This is a genomic window from Kribbella sp. HUAS MG21, assembly GCF_040254265.1.
Classification (GTDB): domain Bacteria; phylum Actinomycetota; class Actinomycetes; order Propionibacteriales; family Kribbellaceae; genus Kribbella.
The window spans coordinates 1,486,971-1,508,501 of the sequence record NZ_CP158165.1; the positions used below are offsets into that span (position 1 = coordinate 1,486,971).

At 70.1% G+C, this 21,531-nt stretch carries 21 protein-coding genes; 11 read left to right on the forward strand and 10 right to left on the reverse strand.

All coding sequences use genetic code 11. From position 1 onward, the window contains the following. The first annotated feature begins 44 nt into the window (after positions 1-44). Complete coding sequence (locus tag ABN611_RS07230) at positions 45-1,370, forward strand: cytochrome P450 (RefSeq protein ID WP_350279009.1); 1,326 nt, start codon at positions 45-47, stop codon at positions 1,368-1,370. 34 nt (positions 1,371-1,404) lie between these two features. On the opposite strand, the gene ABN611_RS07235 is transcribed toward ABN611_RS07230, so the two are convergent. Further along, positions 1,405-1,908 carry a DUF5709 domain-containing protein gene (locus ABN611_RS07235; protein WP_350279010.1) on the reverse strand — a complete coding sequence of 168 codons (504 nt, stop codon included), beginning with the start codon at positions 1,906-1,908 and terminating at the stop codon, positions 1,405-1,407. A 136-nt stretch (positions 1,909-2,044) separates the two neighbouring features. Here ABN611_RS07235 and ABN611_RS07240 point away from each other — a divergent pair, with 136 nt between their 5' ends. Further along, positions 2,045-3,199: an FUSC family protein gene (locus tag ABN611_RS07240; RefSeq protein ID WP_350279011.1), complete on the forward strand. Its 1,155-nt coding sequence runs from the start codon at positions 2,045-2,047 to the stop codon at positions 3,197-3,199. A gap of 392 nt (positions 3,200-3,591) precedes the next feature. On the opposite strand, the gene ABN611_RS07245 is transcribed toward ABN611_RS07240, so the two are convergent. Continuing rightward, complete coding sequence (locus ABN611_RS07245; protein WP_350279012.1) at positions 3,592-4,041, reverse strand: OsmC family protein; 450 nt, start codon at positions 4,039-4,041, stop codon at positions 3,592-3,594. A gap of 1 nt (position 4,042) precedes the next feature. After that, positions 4,043-5,197, reverse strand: coding sequence for a phosphatidylinositol-specific phospholipase C1-like protein (locus ABN611_RS07250; protein WP_350279013.1), 1,155 nt, complete (start codon positions 5,195-5,197; stop codon positions 4,043-4,045). 89 nt (positions 5,198-5,286) lie between these two features. On the opposite strand from ABN611_RS07250, the gene ABN611_RS07255 reads away from it, so the two are divergent. Beyond that, the gene (locus tag ABN611_RS07255) at positions 5,287-5,904 is read left to right on the forward strand and encodes a TetR/AcrR family transcriptional regulator (RefSeq protein ID WP_350279014.1); all 618 of its coding nucleotides are present in this window, start codon (positions 5,287-5,289) and stop codon (positions 5,902-5,904) included. Positions 5,905-5,934: 30 nt separating this feature from the next. Here ABN611_RS07255 and ABN611_RS07260 read toward each other — a convergent pair whose 3' ends face one another. Then, entirely contained in the window at positions 5,935-6,336 is a 402-nt protein-coding gene (locus ABN611_RS07260; protein WP_238350262.1) for a DUF3592 domain-containing protein, read from the reverse strand. 194 nt (positions 6,337-6,530) lie between these two features. Then, the gene (locus tag ABN611_RS07265) at positions 6,531-8,393 is read right to left on the reverse strand and encodes a DUF5107 domain-containing protein (RefSeq protein WP_350279015.1); all 1,863 of its coding nucleotides are present in this window, start codon (positions 8,391-8,393) and stop codon (positions 6,531-6,533) included. Between the two features lie 35 nt (positions 8,394-8,428). On the opposite strand from ABN611_RS07265, the gene ABN611_RS07270 reads away from it, so the two are divergent. Next, positions 8,429-10,084, forward strand: coding sequence for an FAD-binding dehydrogenase (locus tag ABN611_RS07270; protein WP_350279016.1), 1,656 nt, complete (start codon positions 8,429-8,431; stop codon positions 10,082-10,084). Between the two features lie 75 nt (positions 10,085-10,159). After that, positions 10,160-11,326, forward strand: a complete 1,167-nt coding sequence (locus ABN611_RS07275; protein ID WP_350279017.1) for a prolyl oligopeptidase family serine peptidase — start codon at positions 10,160-10,162, stop codon at positions 11,324-11,326. On the opposite strand, the gene ABN611_RS07280 is transcribed toward ABN611_RS07275, so the two are convergent. Further along, positions 11,310-12,167, reverse strand: coding sequence for an RIO1 family regulatory kinase/ATPase (locus ABN611_RS07280; RefSeq protein WP_350279018.1), 858 nt, complete (start codon positions 12,165-12,167; stop codon positions 11,310-11,312). The genes ABN611_RS07275 and ABN611_RS07280 overlap by 17 nt on opposite strands. A gap of 149 nt (positions 12,168-12,316) precedes the next feature. Then, on the reverse strand, positions 12,317-13,030 hold the full coding sequence (locus ABN611_RS07285; RefSeq protein WP_350279019.1) for an NIPSNAP family protein: 714 nt from the start codon (positions 13,028-13,030) through the stop codon (positions 12,317-12,319). Between the two features lie 169 nt (positions 13,031-13,199). Here ABN611_RS07285 and ABN611_RS07290 point away from each other — a divergent pair, with 169 nt between their 5' ends. From ABN611_RS07290 to ABN611_RS07300, 3 genes are read left to right on the forward strand one after another with little or no spacing between them, the layout of a single operon-like run. Further along, positions 13,200-13,994 carry a sigma-70 family RNA polymerase sigma factor gene (locus ABN611_RS07290; RefSeq protein ID WP_350279020.1) on the forward strand — a complete coding sequence of 265 codons (795 nt, stop codon included), beginning with the start codon at positions 13,200-13,202 and terminating at the stop codon, positions 13,992-13,994. An 18-nt stretch (positions 13,995-14,012) separates the two neighbouring features. Then, positions 14,013-14,885 (forward strand): hypothetical protein, encoded by an 873-nt coding sequence (locus ABN611_RS07295; RefSeq protein WP_350279021.1) that lies wholly within the window; start codon positions 14,013-14,015, stop codon positions 14,883-14,885. 39 nt (positions 14,886-14,924) lie between these two features. Continuing rightward, positions 14,925-15,824, forward strand: a complete 900-nt coding sequence (locus ABN611_RS07300) for a Ku protein (RefSeq protein ID WP_350279022.1) — start codon at positions 14,925-14,927, stop codon at positions 15,822-15,824. On the opposite strand, the gene ABN611_RS07305 is transcribed toward ABN611_RS07300, so the two are convergent. Next, on the reverse strand, positions 15,821-16,678 hold the full coding sequence (locus ABN611_RS07305; protein WP_350279023.1) for a LysR family transcriptional regulator: 858 nt from the start codon (positions 16,676-16,678) through the stop codon (positions 15,821-15,823). The genes ABN611_RS07300 and ABN611_RS07305 overlap by 4 nt on opposite strands. 72 nt (positions 16,679-16,750) lie before the next feature. Between ABN611_RS07305 and ABN611_RS07310 the strand changes: the two genes are divergently transcribed. Continuing rightward, positions 16,751-17,416 carry a type 1 glutamine amidotransferase domain-containing protein gene (locus ABN611_RS07310; RefSeq protein WP_350279024.1) on the forward strand — a complete coding sequence of 222 codons (666 nt, stop codon included), beginning with the start codon at positions 16,751-16,753 and terminating at the stop codon, positions 17,414-17,416. Here the strand turns inward: ABN611_RS07310 and ABN611_RS07315 are convergent. Next, positions 17,400-18,065 (reverse strand): hypothetical protein, encoded by a 666-nt coding sequence (locus ABN611_RS07315; RefSeq protein ID WP_350279025.1) that lies wholly within the window; start codon positions 18,063-18,065, stop codon positions 17,400-17,402. The two genes, ABN611_RS07310 and ABN611_RS07315, sit on opposite strands and share 17 nt — an antisense overlap. A 161-nt stretch (positions 18,066-18,226) precedes the next feature. Between ABN611_RS07315 and ABN611_RS07320 the strand changes: the two genes are divergently transcribed. Then, on the forward strand, positions 18,227-20,320 hold the full coding sequence (locus ABN611_RS07320; RefSeq protein WP_350279026.1) for a thiamine pyrophosphate-dependent enzyme: 2,094 nt from the start codon (positions 18,227-18,229) through the stop codon (positions 20,318-20,320). Positions 20,321-20,325: 5 nt separating this feature from the next. On the opposite strand, the gene ABN611_RS07325 is transcribed toward ABN611_RS07320, so the two are convergent. Next, positions 20,326-20,802: a DUF1992 domain-containing protein gene (locus ABN611_RS07325; protein ID WP_350279027.1), complete on the reverse strand. Its 477-nt coding sequence runs from the start codon at positions 20,800-20,802 to the stop codon at positions 20,326-20,328. 84 nt (positions 20,803-20,886) lie between these two features. On the opposite strand from ABN611_RS07325, the gene ABN611_RS07330 reads away from it, so the two are divergent. Then, positions 20,887-21,504, forward strand: a complete 618-nt coding sequence (locus ABN611_RS07330; protein ID WP_350279028.1) for a hypothetical protein — start codon at positions 20,887-20,889, stop codon at positions 21,502-21,504. The last annotated feature ends 27 nt before the right edge of the window (positions 21,505-21,531 follow it).

Consider the following 21,531-nt stretch of genomic DNA (forward strand, 5'->3'; position numbering starts at 1 on the left):
TTTGTGACACCCCGGTGTTCATCTGGCTGACGTAGCGTGCAGGTATGGCTCCGACACCTTTGCTCGGTTCGCGGACCCTCGACCGGCAGACGGCGCGGACGTTGCCGCCCGGGCCGAAGCTGCCGACGCTCGTGCAGAGTGCGTTGTTCGCGAGTCATCGCAAGACGTTCTTCCCGCGGATGCGGGCGAAGTACGGCGACGTGTTCACGATCCGGCTGGTGCCGTCGCGCCGGGTCTGCGTCGTACTGAGCCGCCCGGACCACATCCGCGAGGTGTTCGGCAGCCCGCCGTCGGTGATGCACGCCGGCGAGGGCAACACCGTGCTCGAGCCCATCATGGGCTCGCACTCGCTGCTGCTGCTCGACGACGAGGACCACGTCCGGATGCGCAAGCAGCTGATGCCGGCGTTCTCCGGCGTGGCGCTGCGCGGGTACGCCGAGATGGTGTTCGAGCTCGCCCAGGCCGAGGTGGCGCGGTGGCCGGTCGGCGAGCCGTTCAAGGTGCACGAGCGGATGCGGAACCTGACGCTGGAGATCATCCTGCAGGTGATCTTCGGCGTCACCGACGTCGACCGGCTCAACACGCTGCGCCCGCTGATGGACAAGATCGTCTCGGTGTCGCCGGTGATCATGCTCGGCGGCTTCTACCCGGCGCTGCTCCGGGTCCGGCCGTGGAAGACGTACCTGGACACCCAGCAGCAGGTCGACGAGATCCTGTACGACGAGATCGCCAAGCGGCGCGAGACCTACGCCGGACGCACCGACGTACTCTCCCGGCTGCTCGCCGCGGGGCAGTGGTCGGACGTGGAGCTGCGCGACCAGCTGGTGACGCTGCTGCTGGCCGGCCACGAGACGACGGCGACCGCGGTGGCGTGGGCGTTCCACGAGCTGGCGCGGCGGCCGGAGGACCTCGCGTTCGGGCAGCGGGCCGCGGACGCCGGCGCGGACGACGAGCTGGAGGCGATCCTCAAGGAGGCGCTGCGGCTGCGCCCGGTCGTCTACCAGGTCGGTCGCCGGCTGACCGAGACGACCGACATCGCGGGCTACCGGCTGCCGCGCGGTACGACGATCATGGCCGCGATCGGGCTGGTGCACCGGGACGCCGAGCACTTCCCGATGCCGGAGGACTTCCGGCCGCAGCGGTTCCTGTCCGACGACCCGCCCGCGCCGGGGACGTGGATGCCGTTCGGCGGCGGGGCGCGGCGCTGTATCGGGGCCGGGTTCTCGCTGATGGAGGGCACCGAGATCCTCCGCGCCGCGCTCACCGCGTACAACTTCCAGGCCCCGCACCCGAAACCCGAACCGGCCCAGCCGAAGAACGTGACCCTGGTCCCCCGCCGCGGCGCGGAGGTCCAGGTCACGAAGCGCTAGATCTACTCAGCCAGGTCTGCTCAGCTGTGTCTGCTCAGTCCTCGAGGTCGGTGACGTCGCCGAGGTCGACGTCGCGGTAGTTCTGCAGGTCTTCCTCGTCGTCGCCGTCGAGCTCGAAGTTGTCCTCGTCGTCGACGACGTGCACGGCGGCCTCCTCGGCCCCGGCGGCCGCGCCGTCGATGCCGACGTCCTCGGCGAACAGTTCGTCGTCCTCGTCGCTGTGCGCGCCCTCGTCGGACGCGACCAACCGGCCGGAGCGGGCGGTGCCGACCTCCGGGCCGCCGACGTCCTCGCCCTCCTCGGCGTACGGGTCGACGTCCGGCACCTCCTGCGCGATCCGCTGGTCCAGCGACTCGCCCTGCAGCGCCTCGTCGGCCGTCGTACCGAAGCCCTCGCCCGCGGACCACTTCTCCGGCGGCGAGTAGCCCTCGTCGAGCAGGTCGTCCACCCCGCGGTCGTCGAGCGTGTCCTCCGCCTGCAGCTGATCCTCGTCGTCGACGCTGTAGCTGCCGTAGTCCTCGCGGTTGTTCTCGGTCATGCCTCCACCTCGCTACGCTCGGCTCCGGCACGACCGAGAACCTCGACAGTGCCTTTTGATCGCTCGCTCCGCTCGCTCATGGCCCCACCTTGGCGCGTCGTGGCCGTGCGAATCAAGCTCGGCGGAGAATGGGCGGGTGGATCCGGTCAGGCTGACGTTGGACCAGTTGCGTGAGCTGCGCGACGACATCGCGCCGCAGGCCGCGCGGCGGTCCCGTGCGTCGATCCACCGGCGCGCCGAGCGGTGGCGGAGCCGGGCCTTCTTCATCGCCCAGTGCGCGATCGCGGCCGGGGTGGCCTGGGCGATCGCCCGGTACGTCGTCGGTCACAGCCAGCCGTTCTTCGCGCCGGTCGCGGCGATGATCTGCCTCGGGTTCAGCTTCGGCCAGCGGCTGCGCCGGGTCGCGGAGGTGATGGTCGGCGTCGCCGTCGGGGTGGGCGTCGGCGACCTGTTCGTGGCCGCCTTCGGGACCGGCATCGCACAACTGATCTTCGTGATCGCGCTGGCGATGAGCATCGCCGTACTGCTCGGCGCCGGCAACCTGATGACCACGCAGGCCGGCGTCCAGGCCGCGATCGTCACCACGCTGCTGCCCGACCCGGGCGCGGGTTTCGGCCGCTGGCAGGACGCCGCGCTAGGCGGACTGGTCGCACTGGCCGCGGCCACGATCGCCCCCGCTGCCGCGATCCGGCGCCCTCGGCAACAAGCTGCCGGGGTGCTCGGCGAACTGGCCGAGATCCTCAACGAGACCGCGGACGGCCTCCGGAGCCGGGACGAGGAGGCGGTCACCGACGCGCTCCGGCGCGCGCGGGCGAGCGAGTCCCGGCTCGACGACCTGCGGAGTGCCGCGGAGGAAGGGGTCGCGGTCGTGCGGCTGTCCCCGTTCCGCCGCCGGCACCGCGGGCGGGTCCAGGAGATCGCCGATCTCGTCGTACCGCTGGACCGCGCGATCCGGAACACCCGCGTGCTGGTCCGCCGGTGCGCGGTGTCCGTGTGGCGCGACGAGGCGATGCCCGCGGAGTACCCGATGCTGCTCGAGCGCCTCGCCGACGGGACCCGGCTGATCGGCGAGTCCCTGTTCGAACCGGCCGCCGACGTCGCCGCGCACCGCGTGCTCGGCGAGCTGGGACGTCGTACGGCGGCCATGCCGCTGCCGGCCGGGCTGTCCGCGGTGGTCGTCCTCGGCCAGATCCGCTCCACGATCGTCGACCTGCTCGAACTCACCGGCACGTCGTACGACGAGGCACGCAAGCTCGTCCCACTGCGGCTGGACGGGCTCGACGAGAAGTAGTGACCCAGGTCACATTCGGGATTCCCGTCATAGTCGCGGACCGGTGGCGTCTCACTGGCATGACGATCCACCGACTGATGACCACGATGGCCACCGAGCAGGTGCGTGAGCTCGAGGACCTCCTGGCCGGAACCCAGACCACCGACGACCGGACCGACGCCGCCGCCGAGCAGTAGCAGGCGCCAGCCGGACGAACGGACCCGGGCGGCGCACCCGGACGGTCTTGCCCACCGAGCCAGACCGCACGGAAGTCGCACACCAAACGCAGAGGCGCCCCAGTGCGAGGCGCCCCCGGATCCGTTACCGGTGCACCGCCACAGAGGTGCACCACACCACCCGCCGACCGTCCTGACGCCGTTTGCGCGAGGCTCAGGCCGGCCGGCGGGTGGTTTTCATTTGCCAGCAGCAACCGTGATCTCGGTGGTTACAGAGTTTGCTATGAAGCATTCTCGGTGGGCCAGGTCGTGGAGGCGGTCGAGGGTCGCGGCGTCCGGTTCGGGGCCGTGCCAGGTGATTTTGGGGTGCAGGGTTACCTGGGTGATTGCCAGTCGACCGGACTCGCTCTTTGCCAGGACGCCTACCGCGTGGTCGTCGTACGCGTCGACGACCAGGCGTTTGCGGGCCGCGATCGCCAGGAACGTCAGCATGTGGCACGACGACAGGGCCGCCACGAACGCCTCCTCCGGGTCGACCGGGCCCGGGTTCCCCAGGTACTTCGGGTTCGCCGAGCCCGGCACCGTGATGCCGCCGTCGAAGCGCCACTCGTGGTCGCGGTTGTAGGAGTCATAGGTGAACTCGTGCTCACCACGGCTCCAGCTGACATCGACCACGTGCTCCGACATGTCACCTCTCCGCGACGTCTCCCCGGCACCACGCCGGCGCCGACACCGGGTTGCATCGTACGGGGGTGTCGCCGGGCAGCTTCGCGACGAAGTCGCTGTCGTACCGCGCGGCCATGCCGGCGACCGGCCAGTCCGTCGTCACGATCTGCGCGCCGCTGCCGAGCGCGATGCCGAGCCGGCTGTAGTCCTTGTCCCGGATCGTCGCCATCGGCTCGTCGGACCGGGTCCGGATCAGGTAGCCCTTCGTCACGAGCCGCTGGATCTCGGCCTGGTTCGCGCCGCGCGGGTCGTTGACCTGGGTGATCGCGGCGTCCGGCTGGCCCTCGGGCCCGCGGGTGAAGACCGCCCGGCCCTCGAGGTTCTCGTGACCGGCCCGGTAGAGGTCGCGGATCGTGCCCGCGCCGCCGTTGTCGAAGTAGAACAGCACCTGCCCGCGGACGTCGTTCAGCTTCGGCCAGCCCTTGGTCAGCACCGACTCCTCCAGCGTCAGGCCAGGCTTGCGGACGTCGTCCGGCGACAGCAGCTCCTGCTCCGGGAACACCGACCGGATCTCCCGGTCGACGCTCTCCAGGTTCGCGAGGTTCCACGGAGGCGTCTGCACGCCGCCGGCCGCGACCACCTTCGGGTCGGACTGCTTGAGCTCGAGGCTGATCGTGATCGGCGTGTGGTCCGGGTTCGCGTCGGACCAGGCCTTCACCTGCTGCAGGCAGAGCACGAAGGTCTTGCAGGTGCCGTTGTAGTCGAAGTCCGGGACGTGCATGACCTTGATCCCGGGCTGCGCCATCGCCGGATCGGTGAGCGGGCCCTGCCCGGTCAGCTTCCGGATCAGCGGGTAGGTGTACAGCCCGCCGTCGGGGTCCGGGACCAGGTCGAGCTCGAGCGTCCGGACGTTCTGGTCCTCGAGCTGCTGCCCAATCGGCGCGTGCGAGTACCAGAGGTCGACCGAGCCCGGGTTCATGGTCTGCTGGAGCTTCTGCTCGGCCGGGCTGAGCTCGCGGTGGTACGAGTTGTGCGACCCGATCATCTGCACCTGGTTGAACCGCAACCCACCGCCGCTCGCCGCCGAGTCGTCCCGGCTGAGCGCCGTACCGGCGACTCCGGACGCCGCGACCGCCACGGACGCCACTCCGGCCACCACTGTCTTGTTGATGCGCATAGGTGTATTCCCCTCCTCCTGACCAACTGTCGGCAATCTGTCACAAAGAGGTGGCAACGATGTCCCCCTGCCGCGTGGACAATGGGTGAATGGTGACTTCGGGGGCCTATCCGCTGCGCCGGACGCCGACGCAGGACCGGGCGAGCCGGCAGGTCGAGCGGATCCTGGACGCGGCCTGCGCCGAGGTGGTCGAGCGCGGGTACGACGCGGCGTCGACGAGCGGGATCGCGAAGCGGGCCGAGATCGCGGTCGGCAGCGTGTACCGGTACTTCCCGGACAAGCGCAGCCTGATCCAGGCGATCGAGCGCCGGAACCAGGCGCGCTACACCGACGCGGTCCGGGAGCGGCTGGCGGACGTCACGAGCTGGCGGCAGGCGGTCGACGTCACGCTGGACACGTTCCGGGAGATGCACCGCACGGATCCCGGCTTCAAGGCGGTCGTGCTGAGCGGCCTCGGCGATCCGGAGCTGGAGGCGAAGCCGGGCGAGTTCGACGATCAGCACGCCGGGGAGTTCGCGGAGCTGCTGACGGCGCGGTTCGGCGCGCACGACTCGCGGGAGTTCCGCCTGGCGGTGACGCTCAGCATCACGATGGGCGAGGCGCTGGCCCACCTGGCGGACCGGCTGCCCGCCGACGAGGCGGACTACGTTCTGGACCGGGGCCGGCCGGTGCTCTACAACCTGCTCGCCCCACATCTTCCTGCTTGAGCCGGAGAGTGGCTCAAGCAGGGTGAACTGTCAGGCTGCCGGGGCAGCGGAATACGGTCCCAGGGTCGGCCAGTGGCTGACCCGGCCGGCCAGGCGGGCCCGGCGGGGCGTCCGGACGTCGTACGCGACGATGACCCGGTCACCCTTGGCGTAAGTAATGCGGCTCCCGACCGGGAACTTGCGAGCGACCTCGTACGGGCCCTCACCCCGGCGGGTGTAGTACTCCACGATGACCTCGGTGTAGACCGCCGGGGCACCGCTCTCCAGTTGGCCGCGGACCGGGCCACGCACCCGGATCACTCGTCCCGCGGTCTTCTCCTCCGTGCCGGTGGGGATCTCGTCCCGCCGCAGACCGGCCAGGACTTCGGTCACGATGAAGGCCGCGACCACCAGCACCAGGCCGAACCCACCGAGTACAACGATCGTCAACATGGCACTCACCCCCGACGCGCCGCCCGCGAGCGACGCGGTCGTTTTGTCGAAACTGCCTTGTGCGGCGTTTGCCGCTCACCGGTGGGACGCCACCGGACTCCACTTGGTTCCAGGTAAGTACAAAATCCTTTCTACAGGACCATAGTAGAGTCCGGTGGAGCGGTGTTGCTAGAGGTAGAGTTGACCTGTAGTTGTCAGTTTCCGCCCATTCCGAACTGGTACTGCGGCGGAACTGGCCGCTGTGTGCCAAGCGCCTCCTCGGCGGCCAGCCAGTAGTCGGTGAGCGGGTTCGCGCCCTCCCGGACAGTGGCCAGCTGGATCCCGGCGGCCAGCAGGTCGTGCGCCGTCCCCGGATCGCCGGTCTCCAAGGCATGCCGCACCCGCAGCAGCTGGATCCGCGGATCGTCGGGCGCCTGCGCGAGCAGCCGCTCGGCCAGCGGTACGTCGGCGTCGAGCGCCGCCGCGACCGCCTCCGCGACGAGGGGCACCAACTCGGGCCGGAGCGCGACCGCGCGCTCGTAGTACACCAACTCTCCCGTCACTACACCGAGGTTGCGTAGAGCCCAGGGATTGTCCCCGGACCGCCGCCATGCCTCGACCGCGCCGTCGACGTCCCCGTGGTAGTGCCGCGCGACTCCCCGGTGGTACCAGACCAGCCAGTTGTCCTCCGCCTGCTCCAGCAGCTCCCGCCACGCCACCAGCGTTCCGTCCGGTACGTCGTCCCGCACCGGCAGCCGGCCCTCGAGCAGCGGCAGCCAGGCCTGCTCCCGCGACGTCAACGTGTCGTCGCCGAACGGCGTACCCGCCGACACGGTCCACCCGGTCCGCTTGAGCTCCAGTGCTCCCCACCCGGACCCGACAGCGAGGCGCTCCACCGGAGCCGAGTCGACAACCTCCAGCCAGGCCTTCTCGCGCCCAGGCAACTCGTCGAGCACAGGCGCCAGTGCGTGGGCACCCGCACGGCGAGCCGTGTGCCAGTCCTCGGAATGCGCAGCACCGGCGTCCATGGCGAGACGCCCGTACGCCTCCAGCCACGTCCAGGACGTAGCGGCCGGCAGCTTGAGGTGCTCCATCTGCGTCCGCGCGAGCCCGGCCTGGATCTCGGCGTACCCGTGCCCCTCGAGCCCCGGCGACAACCACTCCTGCCAACGCCGGCCGCCGTCACCCTGCCCCCAGACGAACAGCTTCCGCCCCGGCAACCGCTCGGTCGACGCCTGCACCAGCCCAGCACCGTCTCCGTCCACAGACGCGATCCACGACCGCTCTCCGGCCAGCGGCTCGAAGAAGTAGTCGACGGCCCGCGGATGCCGCATCGGATACGTCAGGTCCGTCTCCACGTCGATCAGGTCGAGCCGGCTCGTGTACCCGAACCGCCAGGCCTGGTCCGCAGGCACCAGCACCCGCCGGTCGGGCGACTGCGGTACGGCGATGTTCGACCACCAGTACGCCGGTACGTCGACGTCCGACGGGTTCTGCAGCCGTACGCCGACGTACAGGAAGTCCGAGTCCTCGGGCAGCCAGAAGTCGAGCTGCGTAACCAGGTTGCGGGTGCGTTCCAGCTCCCACAGCCGCAGGACCGGCGTACCGTCGGGGCCTTCGACGCGAGCGGCGTGCATCGGCGCGCAGGTCCCGGTCCAGTGGCCGGTACTGCCGACGTTCCACTCGACGCCGCCGGCGAACCAGGCGTTGCGCAGGGCAAGGTTGGCGGGCTGGAAGACCGGATTGCGGTAGAGCAGCTCGTCCCCGGTCGCCTTGTGCACGAGCGAGTACAGCCGCCCGCCGAGGCTCGGCAGCACAGCGGCGCGGAGGTGGTCGTTCTCGAGCACCAGCGCCGGAAACGGCGTCTCGGTCAGCGTGCGGTCGTAGCCGTCCTGGTTGAGACAGGGCAAGGGGCTGTGCAGCCGGCCGTACTGGATGTTCTCGCGGAGGTCCTCGGGCAGCTCGGCGAGGTTGACGACCTGGTGGGCCTCGCGCTGCATGCGCAGCGGCGGCAGCGGGTCCTCTTCACCGAGCGAAGCGGCGGGCAGGACAAGGGTGTGCGCGGAAAGGATTGTCACCCCAGCATCCTTCCAAGTGCGCTATACAAGTGGCCATGGACGCTGATGTGATCGTCGTCGGGGCGGGACTGGCCGGGCTGGCGGCGACCGCCGAGCTGGCCGACGCGGGCCGGAAGGTGCTGCTGCTGGACCAGGAACCCGAGGCGTCGCTCGGCGGCCAGGCGTTCTGGTCGTTCGGCGGGCTGTTCTTCGTCGACTCCCCCGAGCAACGCCGGATGGGCATCCGGGACTCGCACGAGCTGGCGCTGCAGGACTGGCTCGGCTCGGCCGGCTTCGACCGGCTGGACGACGAGGACAAGTGGGCCAGCGAGTGGGCCAAGGCGTACGTCGACTTCGCGGCCGGCGAGAAGCGCGCGTGGCTGCACGCGCAGGGCGTGCGGTTCTTCCCCGTGGTCGGCTGGGCCGAGCGCGGCGGGTACACCGCCCACGGCCACGGCAACTCGGTGCCGCGCTTCCACATCACGTGGGGCACCGGCCCGGGGCTGGTCGCGCCGTTCGAGCGGCGGGTTCGTGAAGCGGTGGAGAAAGGCCTTGTGGAGCTGCGGTTCCGGCACCGCGTCGACGAGCTGACCGTGACCGGCGGGGTGGTCGACGGCGTCGCGGGCAAGGTGCTCGAGCCGAGCGACGCAGCGCGCGGGGTGTCGAGTTCACGCGTCGAGGTGGACGACTTTCACCTGACCGCGCAGGCCGTGATCGTCACGTCCGGCGGGATCGGCGGCAACCACGACCTGGTCCGGGCGCAGTGGCCGCGGCGGATGGGCGACCCGCCGCGGCGGATGATCTCCGGCGTCCCGGAGCACGTCGACGGCCGGATGCTCGCGATCACCGAACGGGCCGGCGGCCGGTACGTGAACCGCGACCGGATGTGGCACTACACCGAAGGCATCCAGAACTGGGACCCGATCTGGCCGATGCACGGCATCCGGATCCTGCCCGGCCCGTCGTCACTGTGGTTCGACGCCACCGGGAAGCGGCTGCCGGTGCCGTTGTTCCCCGGCTTCGACACGCTCGGCACGCTCGAGCACATCATGCGGACCGGTCACGACTACACGTGGTTCGTGCTGACGCAGAAGATCATCGAGAAGGAGTTCGCGCTCTCCGGCCAGGAGCAGAACCCGGACCTGACCGGCAAGGACATCCGCGGCGTCCTCGGCCGGGCGCGCGGCGGCCCGACCGCGCCGGTCCGCGCGTTCATGGAGAAGGGCGCGGACTTCGTGGTCCGGGACAACCTCCTCGACCTGGTCGACGGCATGAACGAGCTGACCGGCGAGAACCTGATCGACTTCGCCGAACTGGAGTGGCAGATCGTCACCCGCGACCGGGAGATCACCAACGCGTTCACCAAGGACCTGCAGATCACCGCGCTGCGCGGCGCGCGGAACTACCGCGGCGACAAGCTGATCCGGGTCGCCTCGCCGCACCGGATCCTCGACCCGAAGGCCGGCCCGCTGATCGCCGTCCGGCTGAACATCCTCACCCGCAAGTCTCTCGGCGGCCTGCAGACCGACCTCGAATCGCGCGTCCTGCGCACCGACGGCACTCCGCTGCCCGGTGTCTACGCGGCCGGCGAGGTCGCGGGCTTCGGCGGTGGCGGCGTGCACGGCTATCGCTCACTCGAGGGCACCTTCGTCGGTGGCTGCCTGTTCACCGGCCGTACGGCGGGACGCGCGGCCGCGAAGGCGGTGTCCTAAGCACACACCTGGACGAGGCGCGTTGTGTGCCGCGACCAGGTGTCCGGCTGCGGAGGCGGCTCCTAGCGTGACGCCATGCGCCGTCTCCTCCTTGTCTGCATCGCCCTGCTGCTCACGGGTCTGACGACCGTGCCCGCCAACGCGCACCGCCCGGTCCGGGTACCAGGCGCCGAGTACCAGGAAGTCGCCCACCTCGACGATCTGACCACGGCCGGCACGGTCGCGTCCGGTCACACCAACCCGGCCGACTACGCGGGCCTCACGCATTCCGGCCTGCCGCAACAGTCCGGCGTACCAGGGGTGCAGATCGACGGGTACTTCCCCGACAACTCGCACACCAACACCAACCACGGCTGGAACCACGACGCGCAGTTCGTGATCCGCCTGCCCCGGCAGTGGAACGGCGGACTCGTCGTAGCCGGGTCACCCGGCGTGCGAGCGCAGTACGCGAACGACAAGGCGATCTCGGACTACGTGCTGTCGCTCGGCTACGCGTACGCTGCCACGGACAAGGGCAACACCGGCGCCACGTTCTACACCGACGGCCTGCGCCCCGGCGACGCGATCGTCGAGTGGAACGTGCGGACCACGCAGCTCGCGCGGGCGGCCCGTGCGACCGTGGCGCAGTACTACGGTCGGCCGGCGCGCGAGGTGGTCGCGGCCGGGATCTCGAACGGCGGCTACCTGGTCAGATGGCAGCTCGAGAACCACCCGGAGCTGTACACCCGCGGCGTCGACCTCGAAGGCACGCTGTGGACCGCCGACGGGCCGAACCTGTTCACCTACTTGCCTCAGGCAATCAAAGGCTACGAGAACCACGACCCCGCGGCGATCGTGGCGGCCGGCTTCGACCCGCGGTCGGACTTCCTCTGGGACTACCACTACACCGTCTACTGGAAGCTGACCCAACGCATCTACGCCGCCGAACTCGACCCGACGTACACCGGCACCGAAGCCGACTACGACTACAGCCGCCGCCCGGAAGTTCACAAGGCGGTCAGCAGGATCGCGCTCACCGGCAACATCCGCAAACCACTCACCACGATCCACGGCACCTACGACAGCCTGCTGCCGATCAGCCAGGACTCCGACGTGTACGCCGCGATGGCGCGCCACACCAACCTGCACAGGTACCAGCGGGTCGAGGCAGGCAACCACGTCGACGGCCTCGTCGACGCCTACCCCGACCGGCTGGTCCCGCTCGTCCCGTTGTTCCAGCAGACGATCAGAACACCATCGTGAGCAGGTCGGCGAACAGCTCCTGTTCGTCGACCTCCAGCCCGCGGTTCGTGAACCACGTCGCCATGTTGTGGCAGTCGCGCAGCAGGAAGTCCATGCCCTTCGGGTTGCCGACGATGTCGATCACCTGCGGCAGGTCGATCATCACGATCCGGTCCGCCTGGGCGAGCACGTTGTACGGCGAGAGGTCGCCGTGCGCGAGCCCCGCGCGGGCCAGTTCGCGCATCGCGCCGCGGAGCTGCTCGAAGTACACGCCGAGCAGCTCCTTGGACGGCCGGACCTGGGCGAGCCGCGGTGCGGCGCCGCCCTCCCCGTCGTCGATGAACTCCATCAGCAGCTCGGTGCCGTCCACCTGCACGGGGTACGGGACCGGGACGCCGGCCTTCCACAGCCGGTTCAGGGCGTCCCATTCGGCGTACGCCCACTGGCCGGCCGCGACACTGCGGCCGTGCGAGGTCTTCTTCGCCATCGCCCGGCTGTCGCGGCTGTTGCGGGTCCGGCGGCCTTCGACGTACGCCGTACTGCGGTGGAAGGTGCGGTGCTCCTCGGTGCGGTACCGCTTCGCGGCCAGCAGTGAGGACTTCGCCGGGTTGTCGCCGATGGCTTCGACGGCCCGCTCGATCAGGAAGACGTCGGCTTCCTTACCGGTTTTGAGGACGCCGAGCTCGGTGTCGATCGCGGCCTGTTCCGTCACCACCCAGTCCGGGCGGGGATCAGGTCCGCGAGAGCCGCGCTCGACGTCCAGCCAGGTGGACCACCGCTGGTCCGGTCCCAGGTGTTCGTCGACTGAATGGAACTGGAAGGTGAAGTCGTTATCGGTGAGTTCGTACTCGGGAGAAGACAACTGAGGTGCTCCTGAAGCATGAGGTGGGACTGACGCGGACATGCCGCAGCACAGTGATGGCCATCCGTCAGCCCTCCTTAGGTCCAGGCAGCTCTCGTCGCCGCTCGGTCAGCCCAGGATGCCCGCCCGATCCAGGACCCGCAACGCATTTACCGGAACTGCGACCCAGCGGTCGGCCGCAGCCGCAGCTCCTGCGCCGGTTTCACCGAGCGGCAGACCAGCTCCGGCAGCACCCGCTCCCGCCACCTCCGCGACGCGGCGAGCCGGCGGCGGTGGTCGTCGTACGCCGCATCGTCCTCGAACCGCGCGAACCAGGCCAGCACGACTTCGGCGCGCAACGGCAGCTGCGGAAAGTTGTTCTCGGCAACCAAACTCTCGAACACCGCCACCGGCTCGGCACCGGTCGCGGACAGCAAAGGCACCACATGATCGGTGAAGAACTCGACGAACTCGTCGTCCGGCGCGCCGCGGTGGTACACGGCGCCGGCGATCACCGAGTCCACGACGCCGTCCGGCCGCGGGGCGTCGAGGGCGGGGTACCCGGGCCCGAGCCGCAGCGGCCGCAGCAGCAGCGCGTCGTCGGAGTCGATCATCGTCGCGTTCGCCGCCGCGGCGTGCTCGCGCCAGACCGGGCCGTAGTAGAAGTCGTTCAGCGCCGCCGCCCGCGCCGGCAGGTCCGGGAAGCCGCGGAGCCACACGAACCGGTCCGGGTCGTCGAGATCGCGGAACTGGCCGACGATGTGCATGCCGCTCCGCTCCTGCCCGTCGACGAAGTGTTTGTCGAAGAGCTCGATCAAGTCGTCCCGGCGGCCGGGGTGCAGGGTGTACTGGCGGAGGTCGACAACGGCGCAGCAATCGTTCACGAGTGCAAGCCAACCATCGAAACCTGACAGTTACTGTCAGGCGACAGTCGTTTCAAACAGCCGTAACAGCCGGGTACTTGAAAGCTCCGGCGGAGTTTGATCTGGTGGACGTAAGTGGTTCAGCCCCCTGCCACCCAGACCTGCACGACGACACGACGAGGTATCTCCCGTGACGATCGCAGCTGCAGAACGCTCCCAGCAGAGCATTGCCGACGCCACGCACGAGCTGCTGCTCGAGGCGCACAGCGTCCCTGACCCTCGCCACCAGGCCTGCCTCGACGAGGTCGTGCTGCTGAACGCCCCGGTGGCCAGATCGATCGCCTCCCGCTACCGCAGCAAGGGCGTCGACTCCGACGACCTTGAGCAGGTCGCCTACCTGGGCCTGGTGAAGGCCGCGAACGGCTACCGGCTGGACGCGTCGACCGCGTTCCTGTCGTACGCCGTACCGACCATCCGCGGCGAGCTGAAACGGTACTTCCGCGACTGCGCCTGGACGATCCGGCCGCCGCGCCGGGTGCAGGAGATGCAGGGCAGCATCGCGGCCGCCGAGCCGGAACTGATCCAGCGGCTCGGCCACGTGCCGACCGACGCGGAGACCGCCGAGGCGCTCGGCACCGATCCGGCCGAGGTCGCGGAGGCCACCTCGGTCCGCGGCTGCTTCAGCACGCTGTCGCTGGACGCGCCTGGTGCGGTGGAAGGCGGGACGAGCCTGCTGGACACGGTCGCCAACGCCGAGGACGGCTACGACCTGGTCGAGAACGTCCACACCCTGTCGCCCGCGGTCGCGAACCTCGGCGACCGGGACAAGCGCATCCTCCAGTTGCGGTTCTGCAACGGGTTCACGCAGGAGGAGATCGGCCAGGAGCTGGGCGTCAGTCAGATGCAGGTCTCCCGGCTGCTGCGCGGCATCCTCGAGACGCTCCGTACCGAGCTCGCCGAGCGCCCTGGTCTCACCAGGACCTGATTCGGGTACCGTCGCCTCGTGGACTTCGAGGAGGCGGCGGACGCGGTCTACGCGGCGCCGGCGGCCGATTTCATTGCTACCCGCAACGAGCTGGCCAAGCAGCTGAAGGCCGACGGCGACCCGCTCGGGTCGACGCGGCTGAAGGCGCTGCGCAAGCCGACGGTCGCGGCCTGGATCGCGAACCTGCTCGCCCGCAAGCTGCCGGACGAGCTCGACGACCTGCTCGCGCTCGGCGACGAGTTCCGCGAGGCGACCGCCGACCTGGACGGCGAGCGGCTGCGCGAGCTGACGCCGAAGCGGCATCAACTGCTGGACAAGCTGACCAAGGAGGCCGCGCGGCTGGCGGCCGCCGAGGGCCAGAAGGTCAGCGCGGACGTCGGCCAGAAACTCCGCGAGACCCTCGACGCGGCGCTGGTGGACCCGGCGGCGGGTGACGCCGTCCGCGAGGGCCGGTTGAGCAGCGCTTTACGGCACGTCGGGTTCGGCGTCGTCGACGAGAACGGCGAGCCGTCCAACGTCACTCCGCTCACCGACGAACGCCGCAAGGCCGCGCGGGACCGGCGCAAGGCGCAGCAGGCCGCCGAGGAGGCCAAGGGGTCCGCGGCGGTCAGGAAGCAGGAGGCCGAACGGAAGGAGGCCGAGGAGCGCGAGCGGGAGGCGGCGCTCAAGGCCGAGGCGAAGCAGGCCTTCGAGGACGCGGTGGCGGCCGCGCAGGAGGCCGAGGCGACGGTCGAGGACCTCGACAACCAACTCGACGAGGCCCGCGAGGCACTCGCCGAGGCGCAGGCCCTGGTGCACCGGCTCGGCAGCGAGCTGGACGAGGCCCGGCGGGCGGCGCGGGAGGCGCAGAAGGAGAGCCGCGAGGCGCGGAAGCGGTACAACCGGCTCTGACCTGGGTACCGGCTGGTCCGACCAGAGAGGAGTCGGACGATGGCACGGGCGATCTGGAGCGGGTACATCAACTTCGGCCTGGTCTCGGTCCCGGTCGGCCTCTACAGCGCGACCCAGGAACACGAGATCGACTTCCATCAGTTCCAGAAGGGCACGTCGGACAGGATCCGGTACAAGCGCGTGAACGAGCGCACCGGCCGCGAGGTCCCGTACGAGAAGATCGTGAAGGGTCACGACGTCGGCGGCGGCGAGTACGTGATCGTCGAGCCCGACGAGCTCGACGACATCGCGCCGGGCAAGTCCCGGTCGCTGGAGATCGACACGTTCGTCGACCTCGACGAGATCGACCCGATGCACTTCCAGAAGAGCTACTACCTGGGCCCGTCCGACCCCGAGAACGCGTCGTCGTACGCGCTGCTCCGGGACGCCCTGGCGAAGACGAACCGGGCCGGGATCGCGAAGTTCGTGATGCGCGGCAAGGAGTACCTGGCCACGATCCGCGCCGACGGCAAGGTGCTGGTCCTGGAGACGATGTTCTTCGCCGACGAGATCCGCGACCCCGACGAGGAGCTCGGCGAGCTGCCGCGCAAGTCCGGCGCCGGCAAGCAACTGTCGATGGCCGTCGACCTGATCGAGGCGATGAGCGGCGAGTGGAAGCCCTCGGCGTACGAGGACACGTACACCGAGCGGGTCAAGGACCTGGTGAAGGCCAAGCACCAGGGCAAGGAGGTCGTGTACGCCGAGGAGGAGCCGCAGGCCACCAACCCGACCGACCTGGTCGCCGCCCTGCGCGCCAGCGTCGAGGAGGCCCGCAAGGCCCGCACCTCCAAGAAGCGGCCCGCGAAGAAGACTGCTGCCAAGAAGAAGACCACTGCGAAGAAGACGACCGCCAAGAAGTCCACGGCGAAGAAGAGCGCGGCGAAGAAGAAGGCTGCCTAACGCGAGAACCGCCTGACCAGCTCGTCGCGGACGACGATGGCGGTACTGCGCGGTCCTGCGTCCGACCGCGTGGTCAGGTAGAGCGTGTTCAACGGCGGCAGCTCCGGATCCGCCAGCAGCACCAGCTCACCGGCGGCCAACGCGTCCTGACACAGGTACGTCGGCAGCACGCTGGCGCCGGCCCCCGCGCGGACGGCGTCCAGCACACCCCGCAGATCGGGTACGACGAGATCCACCGTCCGCGTGAGCCGCGAACCGAACACGGTCCGCCAGTACCGCCGCAGGATCGGCGCCTCCTCGCCGTACGCGATCAACGGGGTCCGGCGCAGCGGCTCCACGGACCAGCGCGGCGCGGCGACCAGCGCGAAGACCTCGTCGTAGAACGGCGTGACGCGCAGTCCGGCCCGCCGCGGGCGAACCGAGCTGACGACGAGGTCGAGGCTGCGATTGAGCAGCCGGTCCAGGAGGTCGTCCGGCAGACCGAACGTCGTCCGCACCTGCAGCCCGCTCGCGAACCGTTCGGCGAGGGCGGGTAGGACCTGGTGGCACAGGAAGTCGGCCGGTCCGCCGAGATGCAGGGTTGTGTTGCTGGGCGTGTCGAGCTCGTCGCGGAGCAACCCTTGTAGCGCGTCGAGCGGGTCGGCGACGCGGCGGGCCAGCTCGTCGCCGGCGCCGGTCGGGCGGACCCCGCGCGCCTGACGCTCGAACAGTGACCGTCCGAGCGCCGACTCCAGCGCCTTGAGCTGCGCGGTCACCGTCGGCTGCGAAAGGCCGAGCGTCTCCGCGGCCCCGGTGACCGATCCGGCGCGGTGCACGGCCAGGAACGTACGGAGCAGGTCCAGCGAGGCACTCACATCGGAAATCTTATGCCTTGGTGCCACTCTGGCTATTGGTTTCCGATGGCCTGAGCCTTGCACGATAGCGGCATGACACGTGTACTGATTGCTCTCACCAGCCACTCCGAGCTCGGCGACACCGGCCGGAGCACCGGCTTCTACGTCTCCGAGGCGGCCGAACCCTGGGCCGTGTTCCAGGAGGCGGGTTTTGATGTCGACCTGGTCTCGGTCCGCGGCGGCCGCCCGCCGGTCGACGGCGTCGACGACACCGACCCGATCCAGCAGAAGTTCCTCGCCGCCGTGGACCTCGACCACACCGCGACCGCGGCCGAGCTCGACGCAGCGTCGTACGACGCCATCTTCTTCGCCGGCGGGCACGGGACGATGTGGGACTTCCCGCAGGACGAGGCACTGGCCGCGCTGGCCGCGGGGATCTACGAGCACGGCGGCGTGGTCGCGGCGGTCTGCCACGGGCCGTCGGCGCTCGTCAACCTGCGGCTGTCGGACGGCAGCTACCTGGTCGACGGGAAGAACGTTGCCGGCTTCACCAACGCGGAGGAGGCCGCGGTCGAGCTGACCGACGTGGTCCCGTTCCTGCTGGCCGACGCGCTCACCGCCCGCGGCGCGATCCATCACCCGGCGGCGAACTTCACCGCGCAGACGATCACCGACGGCCGGCTGGTCACCGGCCAGAACCCGCAGTCGGCGCGATCGGCCGGCGAAGCGGTCGCGGCGCTGCTCACTCGCCAGGCGTAGGCAGCAGGTAGCGGCCGGGGTTGGCCGGGGCGCCGGCGTCCAGCCAGCGGTGGAAGCCGTCGGGGTTGCGGCGCTCGAACTCGTCGAGGCAGATCCGCCGTACCTCGGCGACCGCCTGGCGGTCCCGGGGCCCGGCGCCCTCGGCGAGCTGGGTCGCCGTCTCGGACCAGACGCCGCAGAGCTCTTCGATGCTGAGCGGGCATTGCAGGGAGGCGATCAGCTCCTCGTCCTCGGCGAGCTGGGTCTCGGTCAGCCGCTCCAGCTTCCGCGTCCGGCGCGACGGCCGCTGCCGTTGCTGCTGCCGGTGCCAACGGTCCGGTACGGCGAAATCGATCAGCACGAACAGTGCGGCCATGACCAGCGCGGCCGTCACACCGAGTGCACCCCAGGCGAGCAGCCGCACCATCCCCGGCAGGCACAGCACCCCGCCCGCCGCCGTCGCCGCGACCAGCACAGCGGATCCGTACGGCGCGTCCTCCGCGACGTGCCGCACGACGGCGGCCAACGGCCAGACCAGCGCGAACACCACGACCAGCAGGATCGACGCGGCGAGCGGACCGAGCAGCAGGACACCTGCCAGCGCGCCGGCCGTCCCGGCGCCGAGCCCCGCCGCCGTCCCCACCCGCCGTACGACCTGAGACTGGCGCATCACACCTCACCCACCGTCACCACACCCCACAGAGTCCCGCTCTCCGGAGGAACGAACAACCCCTCGGCACGGTTCCCCCGGAGCCCCGCGGCGAACCCGGTGACCTGTTCAACTCGTGGTCGTGGCTGAGATCGGCGCGGACTTCCCCGATCATGGATGAAATGAGGACCTTCGCCGAACGCGTCCGCGGCCTCGTCCCGGCCCCGTGGGAGCACGACGCCGAGTTGCTCCGCAGCCTGTACGACGCGCAGCTCGGCAGCCGGCACGCGGACCTGGCCGCCCGTTGGATGCAGTCCCAGGGCACCGGCTTCTACACGATCGGCTCGGCCGGGCACGAGGGCAACGCGGCCGTCGCCGCCGCCCTGCGGCCGACGGACCCGGCGCTGCTGCACTACCGCTCCGGCGCGTTCTACCTGACCCGCGCGGCGCAGTGCGGCTCGAAGGAGGGCCTGCGCGACATCCTGCTCGGCGTCGCGGCGGCCACCAGCGAGCCGATCGCGGGCGGCCGGCACAAGGTGTTCGGCCGGCACGAGCTGTCGATCATCCCGCAGACGTCGACGATCGCCTCGCACCTGCCGCGGGCGATGGGCGTCGCGTTCTCGATGAACCGGTCGGCGAAGCTCGGCGTACCGTCCCCGTGGCCGGCCGACGCGATCGTGGTGACCAGCTTCGGCGACGCGTCCGCGAACCACTCCACCGCGACCGGTGCGATCAACGCGGCGCTGCACGCGTCGTACCAAGGCCTGCCGATGCCGCTGCTGCTGGTCTGCGAGGACAACGGGATCGGGATCAGCGTGCGCACCCCGGACGGCTGGATCCGGCAGGCGTACGGCCAGCGCCCGGGGCTGCGGTACTTCGACGCGGACGGCACCGACCTGGACGCGGCGCTGTCGATGGCGACCGAGGCGGCGACCTTCGTACGACGGAACCGGCGGCCGGCGTTCCTGCGGTTGCGGACCGTCCGGCTGCTCGGGCATGCGGGATCGGATGTCGAGGCGGCGTACCGCTCGCCGGCCGAGCTGGCTGCTGACGAGGAGCTGGATCCGCTGCTCGGCACCGCGCGCTACCTGCTCGGCGCCGGCGTCACCGCGGACGAGATCATCGAACTGTACGAGGACAAGCAGGCCGAGGCGCTCCGGATCGCGGCCGAGGTCGCCGGCCTGCCGCAGCTGACGTCGGCATCAGCCGTTGCGGCACCCCTGCGCTTCCCGGCGCCGGAGGCCGTCGCCGACGCCTTGCCGCGGCGTACGCCGTCCGCGGAGCCCCTGACGCTGAGCCAGTCGATCAACCGGGCGTTGAGCGACGTACTGGCGTCGTACCCGGAGGCGATGGTCTTCGGCGAGGACGTCGGCCGCAAGGGCGGGGTGTACGGCGTGACGCGCGGGCTGCAGAAGGCGTTCGGGCCGGCGCGGGTGTTCGACACGCTGCTCGACGAGCAGTCGATCCTCGGGCTCGCGTTGGGTGCTGGTGTGTCGGGGCTGCTGCCGCTGCCGGAGATCCAGTACCTGGCCTATCTGCACAACGCGGAGGACCAGTTGCGCGGCGAGGCGGCGTCGCTGAAGTTCTTCTCGCAGGAGCAGTACGCGAACCCGATGGTGCTGCGGATCGCCGGGTACGGGTACCAGAAGGGCTTCGGCGGGCATTTCCACAACGACGACGCGATCGGCGTCCTGCGGGACATCCCGGGGATCGTGATCGCGTCACCGTCGCGGCCCGACGACGCGGCCGCGATGCTGCACGCGTGCGCGGCGGCGGCGCGGTCGTCCGGCACGGTGAGCGTGTTCCTCGAGCCGATCGCTCTGTACCACCGGCGGGACCTGTACGCCGACGGCGACGGGCGGTGGCTGGCGCCGTACCCGGAGGATTCGGTGCCGATCGGTCGCGGGCGGACGTACGGCGACGGGACCGGGCTGACGATCGTGACGTTCGGGAACGGGGTGCCGATGAGTCTTCGGGTGGCGGCCCGGGTGCCGGGTGTCCGGGTGCTCGACCTGCGCTGGCTGGCGCCGTTGCCGGTCGAGGATCTGTTGCGCGAGGCAAACATCACCGGCCGGGTGCTGGTCGCGGACGAGACGCGGCGGTCGGGCGGTGTGTCCGAGGGTGTGCTGGCCACGTTGATCGACCACGGGTTCACGGGACGGCTCGCGCGGGTGACGAGTTACGACTCGTACGTGCCGCTCGGGGCGGCCGCGCACGAGGTATTGCTCAGCGAAGAGACGATCGAGACCGCGGCTCGGGCGCTGCTGGACGGCTGAGGGGGTCAGCTGAACAGGCGCTGCCAGATGGACTTCTTCTTCGGCCGCGGCTGCTCGGTCCGCGGGGCCACGGGCTCCCGCGCCGGGCGGTCCATCCGCCACTGGGCGACGATCGCGTCCTCGTTCACCGGTCCGGTCGGCACGACGGGGCCGGTGGTGTCGCGGATCGCGACCCGGATCCGCTTGTTCAGGTCGGCCAGGTACTCGCGGACCTCGGACTCGCGGCGCATCCCGCGGACCTTCTCGTGGACCTGGTCCTTCTCCTTGCGCAACTGGACCGCGGACGGGAGCAGCGCGTCGGTCTCGATGTTCTCCCGGCGGATGAAGTCCTTCACCCACCAGTCCGGATCGTGTCCGTCGGCCAGCTTCAGCGGCTTGCCGGCGTGCGCCAGGTCGTCGAAGTCGCCCGCGTTCTGGGCTCGCTTGATCTGGGCCTCGACCCAGTCCTGGGTCTTCATGCCCGGTGGCTTGCGCTCGGTCATGTTCGGCACCTCAGCGGTTTCGTCGAGTGCTTCGGAGCACCATCCTACCGGCTTGTGAATGCAATCACAAGGCATACTCGAACCGTGCGGCCGACCGACGAAGAGATCGCTGCGATGACGCCCGCAGAGCGACGAGAACTGATCCTGCGCCTCACGCCGACGCCAGGTGGATCGCCGGGTGGGATGGCGCATGAGTTGCCGGGTGGGTTGCCGGCGGTGCGGATGTTCGACCGGTTGCGGAAGTGGCGGACGGGGCTGGTGCTGGCGTGTGCGGCGGCGATGATCCCGTGGATCGTGTACCTGGCAGTTACGCTGCCGAGCCACTACGTCGCCCGGAACTGGATGGTGACCTGGGTCGGCTTCGACCTCCTGCTGCTCACGATGCTGGTACTCACCGCGGTAGCTGGCTGGAAACGCAAGCAGTACGTGTTCCCGACCGCGTTCGCGTCCGGCGTCCTGCTGGTCTGCGACGCCTGGTTCGACGTGATGACGAGCCAGCGCGGCGGCGATTTCACGCAAGCACTGCTCAGCGCTTTCCTGGTCGAGTTACCACTCGCTTTCCTGCTGATCGCGGGCCCGCTCCGGCTGCTCCGGCACGTCGCCGTCCGGCACGGCATGATCCCGCCGGACTCCCGGCTCTGGAGCATGCCGATCCCGATCCCGGATCTCTATCCCGACCGCACGGTGCCGCCGCGGTCTTAGGGTGGAGATCCACTACGAGGAGGTAGT